Annotated in this window: 14 protein-coding genes and 1 pseudogene; 7 read left to right on the forward strand and 8 right to left on the reverse strand. The window is 56.7% G+C overall.

The window, feature by feature from the left end; all coding sequences use genetic code 11:
- Positions 1 to 240: 240 nt before the first annotated feature.
- From KJ653_03120 to ftsZ (KJ653_03130), 3 genes are all read right to left on the reverse strand, one after another.
- Entirely contained in the window at positions 241 to 480 is a 240-nt protein-coding gene (locus KJ653_03120; protein ID MBU0684828.1) for a protein translocase SEC61 complex subunit gamma, read from the reverse strand.
- Positions 481 to 513: 33 nt separating this feature from the next.
- On the reverse strand, positions 514 to 1,620 hold the full coding sequence (gene ftsZ / locus KJ653_03125) for a cell division protein FtsZ (GenBank protein MBU0684829.1): 1,107 nt from the start codon (positions 1,618 to 1,620) through the stop codon (positions 514 to 516).
- A 128-nt stretch (positions 1,621 to 1,748) separates the two neighbouring features.
- On the reverse strand, positions 1,749 to 2,870 hold the full coding sequence (ftsZ, locus tag KJ653_03130; GenBank protein MBU0684830.1) for a cell division protein FtsZ: 1,122 nt from the start codon (positions 2,868 to 2,870) through the stop codon (positions 1,749 to 1,751).
- On the opposite strand from ftsZ (KJ653_03130), the gene KJ653_03135 reads away from it, so the two are divergent.
- Complete coding sequence (locus KJ653_03135; protein ID MBU0684831.1) at positions 2,815 to 3,339, forward strand: acylphosphatase; 525 nt, start codon at positions 2,815 to 2,817, stop codon at positions 3,337 to 3,339. The genes ftsZ (KJ653_03130) and KJ653_03135 overlap by 56 nt on opposite strands.
- Here the strand turns inward: KJ653_03135 and KJ653_03140 are convergent.
- Positions 3,333 to 4,178 (reverse strand): TatD family hydrolase, encoded by an 846-nt coding sequence (locus KJ653_03140; GenBank protein MBU0684832.1) that lies wholly within the window; start codon positions 4,176 to 4,178, stop codon positions 3,333 to 3,335. The genes KJ653_03135 and KJ653_03140 overlap by 7 nt on opposite strands.
- A 13-nt stretch (positions 4,179 to 4,191) precedes the next feature.
- Positions 4,192 to 4,740, reverse strand: a complete 549-nt coding sequence (locus tag KJ653_03145; protein ID MBU0684833.1) for a TATA-box-binding protein — start codon at positions 4,738 to 4,740, stop codon at positions 4,192 to 4,194.
- A 302-nt stretch (positions 4,741 to 5,042) separates the two neighbouring features.
- On the opposite strand from KJ653_03145, the gene KJ653_03150 reads away from it, so the two are divergent.
- The 3 genes from KJ653_03150 to ftsZ (KJ653_03160) all read left to right on the forward strand — a co-directional run bounded on the left by KJ653_03150 (position 5,043) and on the right by ftsZ (KJ653_03160) (position 7,900).
- Entirely contained in the window at positions 5,043 to 6,239 is a 1,197-nt protein-coding gene (locus tag KJ653_03150) for a hypothetical protein (GenBank protein MBU0684834.1), read from the forward strand.
- Positions 6,240 to 6,423: 184 nt separating this feature from the next.
- Positions 6,424 to 6,765: a ribbon-helix-helix domain-containing protein gene (locus KJ653_03155; protein MBU0684835.1), complete on the forward strand. Its 342-nt coding sequence runs from the start codon at positions 6,424 to 6,426 to the stop codon at positions 6,763 to 6,765.
- A gap of 82 nt (positions 6,766 to 6,847) precedes the next feature.
- Entirely contained in the window at positions 6,848 to 7,900 is a 1,053-nt protein-coding gene (gene ftsZ, locus KJ653_03160) for a cell division protein FtsZ (GenBank protein MBU0684836.1), read from the forward strand.
- Positions 7,901 to 8,012: 112 nt separating this feature from the next.
- Here the strand turns inward: ftsZ (KJ653_03160) and KJ653_03165 are convergent.
- Together KJ653_03165 and KJ653_03170 are read right to left on the reverse strand one after the other, a co-directional pair.
- Positions 8,013 to 9,143: pseudogene (locus tag KJ653_03165) on the reverse strand (transposase).
- Between the two features lie 97 nt (positions 9,144 to 9,240).
- The gene (locus KJ653_03170; GenBank protein ID MBU0684837.1) at positions 9,241 to 10,005 is read right to left on the reverse strand and encodes an RNA methyltransferase; all 765 of its coding nucleotides are present in this window, start codon (positions 10,003 to 10,005) and stop codon (positions 9,241 to 9,243) included.
- A gap of 52 nt (positions 10,006 to 10,057) precedes the next feature.
- Between KJ653_03170 and truA the strand changes: the two genes are divergently transcribed.
- Genes truA through KJ653_03185 form a run of 3 tightly spaced genes read left to right on the forward strand, consistent with a single transcriptional unit; the run spans position 10,058 to position 12,041 of the window.
- Positions 10,058 to 10,861 (forward strand): tRNA pseudouridine(38-40) synthase TruA, encoded by an 804-nt coding sequence (gene truA / locus KJ653_03175; protein ID MBU0684838.1) that lies wholly within the window; start codon positions 10,058 to 10,060, stop codon positions 10,859 to 10,861.
- A 53-nt stretch (positions 10,862 to 10,914) separates the two neighbouring features.
- Positions 10,915 to 11,430, forward strand: a complete 516-nt coding sequence (locus KJ653_03180) for an adenylate kinase family protein (GenBank protein ID MBU0684839.1) — start codon at positions 10,915 to 10,917, stop codon at positions 11,428 to 11,430.
- Positions 11,421 to 12,041 carry a CDP-alcohol phosphatidyltransferase family protein gene (locus KJ653_03185; GenBank protein ID MBU0684840.1) on the forward strand — a complete coding sequence of 207 codons (621 nt, stop codon included), beginning with the start codon at positions 11,421 to 11,423 and terminating at the stop codon, positions 12,039 to 12,041. The genes KJ653_03180 and KJ653_03185 overlap by 10 nt, the downstream gene beginning before the upstream one ends.
- Here KJ653_03185 and KJ653_03190 read toward each other — a convergent pair.
- Complete coding sequence (locus KJ653_03190) at positions 12,030 to 13,082, reverse strand: DNA primase large subunit PriL (protein ID MBU0684841.1); 1,053 nt, start codon at positions 13,080 to 13,082, stop codon at positions 12,030 to 12,032. The two genes, KJ653_03185 and KJ653_03190, sit on opposite strands and share 12 nt — an antisense overlap.
- Positions 13,083 to 13,264: the final 182 nt, after the last annotated feature.

Consider the following 13,264-nt stretch of genomic DNA (forward strand, 5'->3'; position numbering starts at 1 on the left):
CCACCTTGACTACCAGTGTGTGAGGCTGCCCATCATCCGGCATCTTCAAGTCAAGCTCGAACTCGGAGGAATCGCCTGACGCCATCATCCTCTTCGTCTCGCCCTGAATCGTGAACTGCAGGTCCTTCGGTCCCGCAGCTGGAGCCCTGACTTCCTTCTTCGGCTCTTCCTTCTTCTTCGGTTGAATGTCGAAAAGTCCCAATCAAATCCCTCGTGTGTTGATCCGCATCTTGCCAGGAATCACTTGAACGCGTTTATCAGATACTTCGAACCGTACTCGAAGATCCAGTATATCAGGAACCCCAGTCCGCCCAACATCAGCAGGCCTATCGACGTTATCTGGGTCGTCCTGATGTACTCGTCCCCCGTGGGCTTACGGGCCATCTTGATGACTCTGCCGTACCTGCCCTTGCCCACGTGCTTCGTCTTCTCCTCGATCTTCCTCTGAAGATCCCAGGACTTGTCCACTATGTCTTTCATCTCGGGCATTGCGTTCCGTTCCTAGTACCATAACTACTTAATAAAGTCTAGGCCCAAGTCCCTGGCCTTCTTCTCCTTCGACGGACCCAGTATGTGCTTGGACCTGACCCCTGTAATGACCACCATCACTCTTATGGTCTTGTCAAGAGTCTCGTCTATCGCGGCGCCCCAGATTATCCTCGCTCCGGAGCTGATCTTGGACTGTATGACCTCGGCCACCTGCTGCGCCTCCGTGACGGTCATGGACGGCCCTCCTGTGACGTTCACAAGGGCGGCAGTCGCGGCGCTGATATCCATCTCGATGAGCGGTGAGTTGATGGCCTCGTTGACCGCGGCAACGGCCGCGTCGTCATCATCCGATTCCCCGAGCCCTATCATGGCGACGCCTCCGGACTTCATGATCGTCTTGATGTCGTTGAAGTCCAGGTTGACTAGCCCGGGTTTCGTGACGACCTCGATAATGCCCTTGATCGAGCGCATGAGCACCTCGTCAGCCACTTTGAACGCGGCGTTGACCGACAGCTTCGGAACGATGTCCAGCAAGCGGTCATTCGGTATCACGATGACAGTGTCAGCTACCGTCCTGAGCCTCTCAAGACCCCACTCAGCGTTCTCAGCTCTGACCGCTCCTTCTGCCGCGAAGGGCCATGTGCAGATTGCGATCGTGAGAGCCCCTTGCTCCTTCGCAATCTGTGCCATGAACGGAGCCGATCCAGTGCCAGTACCTCCTCCCAGGCCGCATGTGATGAACACGATGTCAGCGTCCTTGAGTGCCGCCTTGAGCTCCTCCTCGGCTTCCCTGGCAGCCTCCTCGCCGACCTGCGGAAGCGCACCTGCACCGAGCCCGCGCGTGACGCGCCTGCCCAGCAGGATCTTGTGTGGAGCCCTCGTCATGAGCAAGTGCTGAGCGTCAGTGTTGGCAGCATACAGCTCAGCGCCGATGATGCCAGCCTCTGCCAGTCTGTTGACGGTGTTCGACCCGCCGCCACCGCACCCGATGATCTTGATGTTTGTCTTGAGACCCTGCAGTATCCTCTGCAGCTCCTCATCTTCGGCCGTCATTGACCGGAACGTCTCTAGTGCCTTCTTCTGCTGCTCTTCATCGGCAGCGGATATGATGCTATCGACGAGGGACTTCATTCGTGTCGAGCCTCCGAGAATGTTTCAACCTAATGTGACAAAGCACAGCGGTGAGCCCAGCTCACCGACTGAGAGCACCGTAGCTGATTAGGTGTCTTAATAGTTTCGGCCAGTATCTGGACGGGCTCTTAGCGGACCAGGTCGACCTCGCCAACGCCTCTGTACCTCTTCTCCGTCTGAGGCTTTCCGAGGATCTGCTTCGACTTCACCCCGGTCGCTACGATCATGACCCTTACGGTCTTGTCCATTGCAGGGTCGATTGCAGCTCCCCAGATTATCCTGGCGTTCGGTCCGACTCTTGCTTGGATCTCCTCGGCAGCCTTCTCCGCCTCAGAGATGGTCATGTCGGTTCCGCCGATGACATCCACGAGCACTCCGCTAGCCTCGCTGATATCGACCTCGAGCAACGGGGAGTTGAGCGCCTGGTCAATCGCTTCCTGAATCCTTTCTTCACCGGGGGCATCAGACTCGCCGAGTCCGATCATCGCAACGCCTGCTCCCTTCATGATAGTCTTGATATCGTTGAAATCCAGGTTGACGAGCCCTGGCCTGGTGATGACCTCGGTCAGTCCCTTTATGGACCTCATTAGGACCTCGTCCGCGACCTTGAATGCCGCGTTCAGAGACAGCCTCGGGACGACCTCGAGCAGCTTGTCGTTCGGAATTATCACCACTGTGTCAGCAGCGTCCCTCAACCTCTCTAGTCCCCACTCGGCGTTTTCCATCCTCATCTTGCCTTCGCCGCGGAATGGCAGAGTGGCGACCGCGATCGTGAGTGCACCCATCTCCTTGGCGATCTTGGCAACGACGCCTGCGCCGCCAGTCCCTGTGCCTCCGCCCAGGCCGCAAGTCACGAAACAGATGTGAGTGTCAACCAGGATCTTCTTCAGCTCCTCTTCGGCTTCTCTTGCGGCCTCCTCGCCGATCTGAGGCAAAGCGCCCGCACCAAGCCCTCTGGTGACTCTCCTTCCGAGGAGTATCTTGTGCGGTGCGTGAAGTGTGAGCAGGTGCTGCGCATCTGTGTTCGCAGCGTACAGCTCTGCGCCGATGATTCCCTCGTCATAGATTCGTGCGATAGTGTTCGTGCCGCCGCCGCCAACGCCTATGATCTTGATGTTTGTCTTCAGGCTCCTCAGTATCTGCTCAAGCTCGGCATCGACGCGCTGGTCGGCGCCGAGTGCTGCGGCTTGAGCCATGCTGGCTCCTTCGGTTTCTTCACGGGCAAGTGCGTCTTCGACTAGGGATCTCATCATTTTGGGTCACCTTGGGGGACGTGTTGGTGGACACTCTTCCTACTCGCTGGAAGTGCATCCCTCACGCGCGCGTCGCGTGTGCATATTAAATCAAAGTGTGAGTATAAAATGGTTTGGTAAAGCCTGTCGGAGGGTTATCTCTCACGGGGAATTGGGCAATTTTCTTCTCGTTCCACGGGGATACGGGGGCGTGAAGGTCCGAGCGCACGTCTTCTTCGAAGGATCGGTCCAGGGCGTCTTCTTCAGGGCGAACACGAAGAAATGCGCGGACGCTCTCAGGCTCACTGGATGGGTCAAGAACACCTATGACGGACGAGTAGAAGCCGTGTTCGAGGGCGAGGAGGAGAAGGTGCACCAGGCGATTGAATGGTGCGCCTCAAAACAACCACATGCTAAGGTCGACAACAAACATGTCGATATCTCAGAAGCCAAGGGCGAATTCGAGGAATTCATCATACGCTATTGACCGAACGCATCCCCGTAGGTGTCGAGCGGGTTGTCGTGGTGGATCTTGTACGCCTGCTCTTCCGTCATTAGCCCTTGTCGCAGGAAATTGTTGGTTCTCTTGGGGACCGTTGCGATGGCGAGTACGGCTCCAGGTCTTCTCGGGTCGTCCAGGAAGTCCGTCTCCATCAGGAATCTCGTTCCTTTCCTCAGCGCGTCCTTGATCGCATTCTTCCCAGCGAGTACCGATGGCATCAAGCCGAAGTTCTCCTCGGGTCGGATCAGAGGCGGTGCATAGTGCTTCACGACTTTGCATCTCTCGAGCCCGGCCTTGTCCGCCATCTCAGCGAGCTCCTTCATGGAGGCCGTGGTCGCACTCTCCGTGTGAAGCACGATAGCGCATCCGACTTCTCTTGACAGTCTCATCGCGTGCATCAGAATATCGTTCGATGCTCGCCAAACCTCGGTCGTGACGGGGAAGTGCGGTCTTCCCACTTCGCCTATTGCGAGCGCCCTTCCTTCCTTGACGTACTCGGCGGCGATGTCCATGCCTGCGAGCATGATCTCCTTTGCGCTCTCCAGCCCGTGGAGCTTCTCGAGCTCCAAGATCTCTGCGGGATAGGGCCCAACGGTCGCGTACGCCTTCACCCCAGTTATCCTGTTGACTCGATCTTTGAGCGATATGGTCAGGTCGAAGCTCGTCCGGAAGTCGGCCGCCGACTTGACCGGGACCTCTTCATATGGGAGGTGGGAGATGATTACGTGCGTTCCGCCATGTTGTTCGAACTCCCTTACGGAATCGACGTTGTGTCCCCTGAATGGTTCGAGGTGCAAGTGGTTGTCTAGGATGGGAAGCGACATGGGTGCGACCGGCTCACCTCAATAGGCTGGCAGCCTTGAGCTCCTCTGTGATCTTGTCCACCGCAGTCTCGACATCCTCGGGCTTCTTTGCACCAGTACAGACCATCTTGCCGCTTCCGAAAAGCAGGATGACGACCTTCGGTTTGTCGAGCCTGTAGACCAGACCAGGGAACTGCTCAGGCTCGTACTCGACCTTCTCCAGTCCAAGGCTGATTGCGATTGCGTTGAGATTGATCCGAGCGCCCAAGTCGCTGCACGCGACTATGTTCTGAACCTCTATCTTGGGCTCTCCCTTGATCGTAATGCCCGCTGCCTCGATCTGCTTAGCGACCTTGCTTATCGCGATCTTCACCTGCTCCAGGCTCTTGGCACCTGTGCAGACTACCTTTCCGCTCCTGAAAAGCAGCGTCGCGGTCTTCGGTTCCTTCAGCCTGTAGACTAGGCCGGGGAACTGCTCCGGCTCATACTCCGCGCCGTCCAGCGCGAGCGCGATCGCCTGCAGATCCAACTCACTTCCTAGAGATGTCGAAGCGACAACATTCTCTATCTTGATGACTGCCATACTATCTCCCCCCGGCGCTTTCTGTATTTAAATAGGCATTTAAAAAGGTTTCTTGGTTTTCCTTCATTTCTAGTGGAACTTTCCATGCTAGCTGGCTTCTGTTCCTGCCGAACTCGGATGGAGAAAATCGGCGCGCTTATCGAGAGCCCGCGTAATCTCGCTTCACGCTGGGCTCTTGTTCGCGAATTGCCGTACGCATCTTCGGAGCAGGCAGACATGCGCGGGATTTTATCGAAGATTGGTCTTCTCTCAATCTCCCACTCTCAAATAGTCAGTACGCGATTCCCGAGCGGGGGAGGAATTTGAGAATCTCTGCATCGAAGATTTGTGTGCTAGGAGTCTGTGCGTTCCTCGCGCTCGGAGCCTTTTCATTCTCAGGCTCGGCGGGAGGACAGGGAGCGAAGTGGACCTTCGCCATCTACATGTGTTCGGACAACGACCTCGACGAGTGGGGCGTCGTGAACACGGAGTGGCTGATGGAAGCGCCGACCAGCAAGAAAGTCAACATCGTCGTGCTCTGGGACACTTCGACAGGACCGGCGAAGCTGTTCAAGATCACGCACGACAAGATGACCGAGATCACCGACTTCGCGCTCGACGGCAAGGAAGTCAACATGGGTGATCCGGCCGTGTTGGTCGCGTTCGTGGACTACATCAATATGAAATTCAAGGCCACCAACGTCCTGGTCGACCTCTGGGACCACGGAGACGACTTCAGAGGAATTTGCTATGACTACAACACCGGGACGGGTTCGGATTTCGATCTCTTGAGTCACCAAGAAATCGGGACCGCGCTCGCAGGAAAGCGTGTCAACATCATCGCAGGTGACGGGTGCGGCATCGGAGTGGTAGAGGCCGCGTACGAGTATGTCGTGCGAGGAGTGACGGCTGAGTGGTTCGTCGCCAACGAGAACTATGTTCCTCTCCAGGGCTTCCCGTATGACGTGATCGCCAAGGACCTGGTCGCGAACCCGGACATGACACCTGAGCAGTTGTCAGAGGACATGGTCGTAAGATATGCTGAAATGTACCAGGGCGGATGGCTCACCGAGCTCAGCGCGATCAAGCTTTCGGCGATTGCGAAGGTCGTGGACGAATTGTGGGACGTGACATCGATCCTTATCAACAACATGAAGGACTACAGAGGACTCGTCGCGTCTGGAAAGGCCAAAGCCACGATGGGCTGGTCGCAGTACGGCTGGGAGGGATTCGTAGACTTCCCGACGGTGTTCGAGGTCGTCTATGACGGCGCTCCCGCGGGATCCGATCTCAAGGTCCAGACCGGAGAGCTCTTGGACGCTGTCCATGCGGCCGTGCCGTACATCGGCATGTCCACTCCGGGATACGTTTGGGACTTCGGCGGCATCGCAGTGTTCTTCCCGGGTTCGGAAGGGTCGTACGTTCACAACACGTTCTGGTACGGCTCGCTGTATCCGACGATGCAGTTCGCGCAGGACGGGTGGTTGGCCTTCCTCGATTCGTACTTCGGCGGGAACTAGTCTGTTCGAGATCGGCCGCGGCGCAAACCATTTCCATCGTTTTCTGTTCTCTCAGCAATTGTATTGTCAGGAATGATTTAGTGGTCAAGGGTCCACGAACAATTGCCGGCAGTCGAACGTCCAGCTCCTCCAAGAAAGTTATAAATACTAACGAGTTCATACATTCGTCAGACGAAAATGCCGTATTCGTCGGACGGCAGAAGGTGACCAGACGGTAGAATCAGAACGGGTCACAATCAGGTTGCCAGATGAGAGGATTCAGGCATTACAGGCTCTCGTTGACCAGGGCAAGTTCTCGACGATCTCCGACGCGATCCGCGCGGCGATAGATAAGTTCGTCGAGGGAGAGTTCACGCCCGAGTACATCGAGAAGATCACCGTGGAGTTACCCAAAGGCAATGTCGTCAACCTGAGGCAGCTCGTCCAGGAAGGCGACTCCGTCTCCGTCGACGACGCGATAAGGAACGCGGTGCGCGAATACATACGCAAGCGAGTGTCAAAAGCAATGGAAGAACTGGAAAGGTGACGCTCTAAACTCAAAGGGGATGGGATCATAGTCGCACACGCACACACACATGAGCTCATGCGCTCGAGGGGGCGGGCATAAGATGCTCGACAAGCTCATCAAGGAGGCCCTCGACAGCGGGTGCGATTTCGAAGCACACCTCACCCCGAAGATGTGCGTCATTGGTTGCGGCGGCGGAGGCTCGAACAGCGTCCACAGACTGGGCAGGCTGGAGCTCGAAGGCGTCGACACCATAGCTATCAACTCCGACAGATTCCACCTCGCGCGCACTGAAGCGGACAAGCGCCTGCTTATCGGCGAGCACATTACCAACGGGTTCGGCACCGGAGGCGATCCTGCGGTCGGCGAGAAGATGGCCTACGCCGACATCGACAAGATCGATGCTATCGTCCGAGATTACGATGTCGTATTCATCACAGCTGGCATGGGCGGAGGCACCGGCACCGGAACAGCACCAGTCGTCGCTGAGACCGCCAAGAAGCACGGTGCGGTCGTAGTCGCTCTCGTCACACTACCATTCGACATCGAGAAGAGCAGGTTGAAGACTGCGCTCATGGGCATCGCGAAACTGAAAGGACGGGCTCATAGCACGATAATCCTAGACAACAACAAGTTGCTAGAGATAGTGCCGAAACTGCCCGTAGAGCAGGCCTTCATGGTGATGGACCAGCTCATATCCGAAGTGATCAAAGGGATCACTGAAACGATCTGCCAAACGAGCATGATCAACCTGGACTTCGCGGACTTCCGGACCATGATGATTCATGGCGGAGCCTCGACCGTTCTGTACGGCGAAAGTGAGGATCCAGAGAAAGTGGTGCTGGAAGCGCTCAACAACCCCTTGCTCGATGTCGACCTTGAGGGAGCAACAGGCGCCCTGATACACATCACGGGCGGCCCCTCCCTCTCCCTGAGGAAGGCCTACCAGGTCTTCAACGGGGTCACGAGCGAGCTCAGCGACCGCGCGAACGTGAAGCTAGGCGCGAGGATCGAACCGGAGTTCGGAAACAACATCAAGCTCATCGGGATCGTGACCGGGATAACCTCCATGGATTCTCCGAGGCGGTCGATCGGAATCGACGAGATCGGTTATGATCAACCAGCTGGCCTAGCTGGCATCGACATGTTAGGATGAACTAATTCCCGTTCCATGAAGCTTACCCGTCCATCCCGTGCAGGATGGCGGTGTTCACTTCCAGCTTCATCGATCCGACTCGCGGCGCCCTCGCGGGTGCCGTGGAGGTCAAATCTCCACAGGCGTTTAAGGTCTCCGTGGAACTCACGGCGACCAGATTGAGAGCCGCGTTCAGGTCTCTGTCGAGGACCAGTCCGCAGTTCTTGCACTTGTAAGTCCTCTCAGACAAGGGCATCTCTTTCCTGATGTGGCCACACAAGGAGCATCGCTTCGTTGACGGGTAGAACCTTGGTGCCACAGTCAAATGGCTCCCGTAACACCGGCACTTGTACTCGAGCTGCCGGCGGAACTCCCCCATTCCCACGTCTGAAATGGCTCGCGCCAGACGCCGGTCCTTTCCCATACCTCGCACATTGAGGTCTTCGATGACGATCTCGCCGTGGTTTTTGGCGAGCTTCGTCGTCGCCTTGTGCAAGGCGTCCCTGCGAACGTTTCCAATGCGCCAGTAAACCTTCGCCAATCTGTCAGCGGATTTCTTCCGATTGTTGCTTCCTTCATGCCTCCTATGCAGCTCCTTTGCGAGTCTGCGTAGCTTCTGCAGGTGAGAGTGTAAGGGCTTAGGGTTCTCGAAAACGTGTCCGTCTGAGAGAGTCACCATGTGATATACGCCGAGGTCTACACCTACCGCAGGACCCGATGGCGATTGGGGATTTGGAGCATTCAGTTCGACCGTGAAGGATACGAACCACCGGTTGGTGTCTCGGCTGACGGTCGCGCGGAGGATTCGCCCATCGAAGATTGCAGGTTCTTTGACGCGCACGTGCCCGATGCGGGGAAGGACAACGTGAGTGCCTTCTGCGCGTATAGCGCCTGCTGTGAATGCGAATGCATCCCTCCCCCTTCCCTTCTTCTTGAAATTCGGGAGCCGAGCTTTCCGGCCTGCCTTCCGCGCCTTCCGGTAGAGAATATATGCGGAGTCGAGGTTGCGGAGGGCTTCCTGTGGGATGCACTTGGATACTTCGTACATCCATGGGAAATCCGTCTTCTTGAGGACGTTTAGGCGGCGGTGCTGCTCGATGGCATTCGTGAACCGCTCGTCACCCTGCTTTTCAAGGTACAGTCGCTGGCGCTCGTAGAGAGCCCAGTTCCACGCGAACCTGGTGACCCCAGCGCACTTGGCGAAGAGAGTCCGCTGTGCGTTGTTTGGCTTCAATTCGAAGCGGTGCGCTTGGTTAATGATCATCAGCTGAGACCTCCAGGGTGGAAACACCGCTGGGCCGTGTCGTAGTCCGTTCCCGTCCCCCAAGCCACATCCGCTAGTCTCACGCCCATTCATGGCCCTACATGGTTTTGAAATCGTCTACTGCATGTAGCTCTCTTTTCGTATGCTTCTTCTTGCGGAGTTCGCCCTCGATTGACTTCTTCACCGCACCATCGATGACTCCCATGAGCGTGTGAAACTCCCAGGTGGTCGGGACCGCCCTGGCGATCAACCTGCGGAACATGACCTTCGTCTTCTCTTTCTTGTGAGGGGGATAGTCGATCGCGTCCAGCAACATCGAGAAGTACTCGTAGAGTTTGTCCTTCTCGAGATCGCCAGCCTTCCTGGCTTCCCATTTCACCACTCCCGACGAATGCAGTTCATAGAAAAGTATCGCGGCCGCATGACTTATGTTCAATATCGAATACGCTGGATTGGCGGGGATCGTGATGAGGAAATCGCATCTCTTGATGATCTCCTTGTCCAGGCCGAAATCCTCTCGGCCGAACAGCAGTGCGATCTTACCGTCGACATCCTTGATCTTCTCCGCAAACTCTTTCGGAGATATCGAGATACGCGAGAATTTCTTCTCGTTCACAGTGTCGACGCCAGAGGTCGCGGCGACGAAATCCGCGCCCTTCAGAGCATCATCATCTGTGAACACAGTTCGCGCGCTCCTCAGTATGTCGATGCCGTGCATAGCGCGCTTGGTCGCTTCCTCCCCGACCGCACACGGCCTCACGAGAATCAGCTCATCGAGGCCGAAGTTCTTCATCGAGCGCGCTATCGCGCCTATGTTCCCGTCGTTCAACGGCTCGATCAAGACCACTCTGAACTGGGGCACGAACCCAGCACAGATGCCCTAGGTATTTAACTTTGTATGAGATGACGCTGGCGTGGACCAGGAACGCAGGATCGCAATCAAGTTCGCATACGACGGTTCGCTCTTTCACGGCTTTCAGCGGCAACCGAACATGGTCACCGTCGAGGGGGAGCTGGTGAGAGCGCTGACGAAGGTCGGCGCGATCAAGTCGTCGAGGGAGTGCGGATATAGGGGTTCGAGCAGGACGGACACGGGCGTGAGCGCCCTCGGGAACATCATCTCCTTCAAGACATCCTTCAAGACGGACGAGATATGCTCTGCGATCAACTCGAAGATGGAGGGCATCTGGGCCTACTCCTCCGTCGAGGTGCCGGATGCGTTCAACCCGCGGGCGGCAAGGCAGAGGTGGTACAGATACTATCTTGCGAAGGCCGGCCAGGACCTGAGGCTGATGGATGAGATCGCCAGAAGGTTCGTCGGCGTGCACGATTTCTCAGGCTATGCGCGCAAGGACAAGCGGAACCCCATGAGGAAGATAGATTCGATCGACATCTCCGATGCTGGGATGTTCCATGCCGTCGATTTCAGGGCCGAGAGCTTTCTGTGGAATATGGTCCGGAGGATTGTCTGGATGATGAGTGAGGGAGGTTCCGGTCGTCTTCAGCTGGATTTTATCGGGCCGGGGTCGGCGAAGAAACCGGTCCGCATAGGTCTCGCTCCTCCAGAGTATCTCGTGCTGATGGACATCGATTGCGGCGTCGAGTTTCCGGTCGACAGGCAGGCATCGATTGGTATTGCCCGCGCAATCGAACGAAGGATACGCGAGAACGGCATGAAGTTTGCCTTCTCTCAGAGCGTCCGTGAACTGCTCAGATGATACCGCAGTTTCCTCTGAAACTTGATATCCGCGCATCCTGGTATCCCAGTTGCATGAGGATCGCCGTCACCGGCACTCCGGGGGTGGGAAAGACCAGTGCATGCTCCCTCGTCAGGAGGATGCTGGTTCTGCACGTCAACGACCTTGTCGAGAAGTTCGATGCAGCCTCTGGCTATGATCGAAAGCGCAAGACCCGAGAGGTGAACGTCACCAAGCTCTCCAAGGAGATATCGAAGCTGGAAGGCGACATGGTCCTTGAGGGCCACTTCTCGCATATGCTCAAACCTGATGTCGCTGTCGTGCTGCGCTGCTCCCCTGCCGTGCTTGAGAAGCGCCTTCGCAAGAAAGGTTGGGACGAGAAGAAGATTCGGGAGAATGTCGAGGCCGAAGCCGTCGACGTAGTCCTCATAGAGGCGTTGGAGAACGCGGGTGAAGTGTGCGAGATAGACACGACCCACCTGAAGCCGAGCCAGGTCGCCAAAGCCATCGAGGACATCATATCTGGAGAAAGACAGAAATATCGTGTTGGTAATGTTGACTGGAGCGAGGAGGTCCTGAGCTGGTTCTAGACAGTTATCGCGGAGAAGCAGACAAGATCCTCTCCCCTGCGGCGAAGCGGCTCAGCACAATAAATCCGAACTATCTGTCACTCTCATCACTGATTCTCGCCATTGCGGCAGCGCTGTTCTACGTCATGAAATGGGACCAGGCCCTATTGATCGCAGCTGTGTTCGTCGCCCTCAGCGGCATCTTCGACGCGCTCGATGGGAAGGTGGCGCGCATCTCGTCGAAGGCCTCGAAGCGCGGCGACTTCGTCGACCACGTGATCGACAGATACTCAGATGCGATCATACTGGCGGCGATTGCCATGAGCGCTATCTGCCCCGTCTCATTCGGTTTGTTTGCCGTCATCGGGGTCCTCCTCGCGAGCTACATGGGAACGCAGGCGCAGGCGCTCGGCCTTAGCCGGGAGTACCGTGGCATACTCGGGCGCGCTGACAGAATCGCGGTTCTGATAGCCGTCTCATTGATAATGTACCTCTTCCAGCTCGTCGGGAGCGATGTCATGAACGACCTGCTAGGATACACCTTGATGGGCTGGATGATGATATACTTCGGACTCGCGGGCAACATCACGGCCCTTCAGCGCGCGTGGCTGATATGGAAATCACTTCCGTGACTTGAAGCGCCTGCCTTTTGCCCTGTAGTAAGTCAACGGATGCTTCATCCAATCCCTGCCGCACAGGTCGTCAGGGTCGAAGCAGATCCCGTAGCTCTTCATCGTTGAGCATTCTGGAGTGGAGTACTCGGTTCCGGAGCTCTCGCCCGTGATGTGCTTGATCTGGTATTCAGACTTGCTGGGGTCGAAGTCGGGCGCGGTCGAGAAAGCCTCCAGAATATCGGTCGAATCCATCCCTAGGGCGTGAAGGAACGTGACGAGCGCGAACCTTCCGGAGTGGGGCACGTTCTCCCCGGCCTGCATCATCCCCAGGAGCTTCTTCATGCACGGCGGGAACCTGACGATGCTTAGCCTCCCGGTCTCCTTCGCTTTGTGCTCGGCCTTGCGCTCCTCAAGCACCCTCCTTATCTCATTGATATCCTTGGCGAACGCATCGAGGATCGCATCATTCACTTCAAGGGGCAGTTCGGAGACTATCTTGTCCGTGAGCATCTGCTGGATCAACCTGACCAGCCGATACTTCGTCACTAGCACTCTGCCGTTGACGATTCTCTGGTTCACAAGCTTCCAGCTCTTGTCACGCATGGTCGATGAGAACCTGAGGAAGTCGGCGAAGTTGACTGAGAGGTTGCCGTCATCCTGGGAGACCTCCAATCCGAACTCATTTGCCACATTCACAATGAAGGAGATGTCCTCTGCTCGGAGACGCTCATCTGCCTTCTTTGCCTCGGCGATAGCATACCTCCTCACGAACGCGGTGTCCGCCACGGCCGAGACTATCATCCTCGCGATTGGATAGCTCAACAGCTCCACGGTCGCGTCGACCTTAGAAGCCATAGGGTGGTCGTCGATCTTGCCCTCGTCTAGGGCCTCCATCACCCTATCCCTTCCCAGATAGCGCGCGCGCTCGTACGCCACTCCAGATACGAGCTGGTCGAGCGACACCTCCGAATCCTTGAGGTACTTTGCGGACTCCTTCAAGAAAGGATATTTCGCCGATGTGACGACGTCCAAACCGGGCCTCTCCCCCTTCTGCTCCACTCAAATCAGGAGCTACATACTAGATACTGTCTACTGCACCCTGTCTACATTCCCGATGGTCAGGTGAAACTGCGCTGACGCCAAGGCCTTCGGCTCGTCGAACAGTTGCCAGAGTTCATCAGCGTTAGAGAACGGCCTCCTCCTGACGATCGCCATGGCTCTCTTCTTACCCACTCCGGGGA

Source organism: Candidatus Thermoplasmatota archaeon (assembly GCA_018814355.1).
GTDB lineage: Archaea > Thermoplasmatota > Thermoplasmata > UBA10834 > UBA10834 > COMBO-56-21.

Coding starts and splice junctions, on each gene's coding strand:
- KJ653_03180 (MBU0684839.1), top strand. CDS start 10,915: ATGAGGATCGCCGTCACCGGCACTCCGGGGGTGGGAAAGACCAGTGCA.
- KJ653_03145 (MBU0684833.1), bottom strand. CDS start 4,740: ATGGCAGTCATCAAGATAGAGAATGTTGTCGCTTCGACATCTCTAGGA.
- ftsZ (MBU0684830.1), bottom strand. CDS start 2,870: ATGAGATCCCTAGTCGAAGACGCACTTGCCCGTGAAGAAACCGAAGGA.
- KJ653_03140 (MBU0684832.1), bottom strand. CDS start 4,178: ATGTCGCTTCCCATCCTAGACAACCACTTGCACCTCGAACCATTCAGG.
- KJ653_03135 (MBU0684831.1), top strand. CDS start 2,815: ATGCTGGCTCCTTCGGTTTCTTCACGGGCAAGTGCGTCTTCGACTAGG.
- ftsZ (MBU0684836.1), top strand. CDS start 6,848: ATGCTCGACAAGCTCATCAAGGAGGCCCTCGACAGCGGGTGCGATTTC.
- ftsZ (MBU0684829.1), bottom strand. CDS start 1,620: ATGAAGTCCCTCGTCGATAGCATCATATCCGCTGCCGATGAAGAGCAG.
- KJ653_03120 (MBU0684828.1), bottom strand. CDS start 480: ATGAAAGACATAGTGGACAAGTCCTGGGATCTTCAGAGGAAGATCGAG.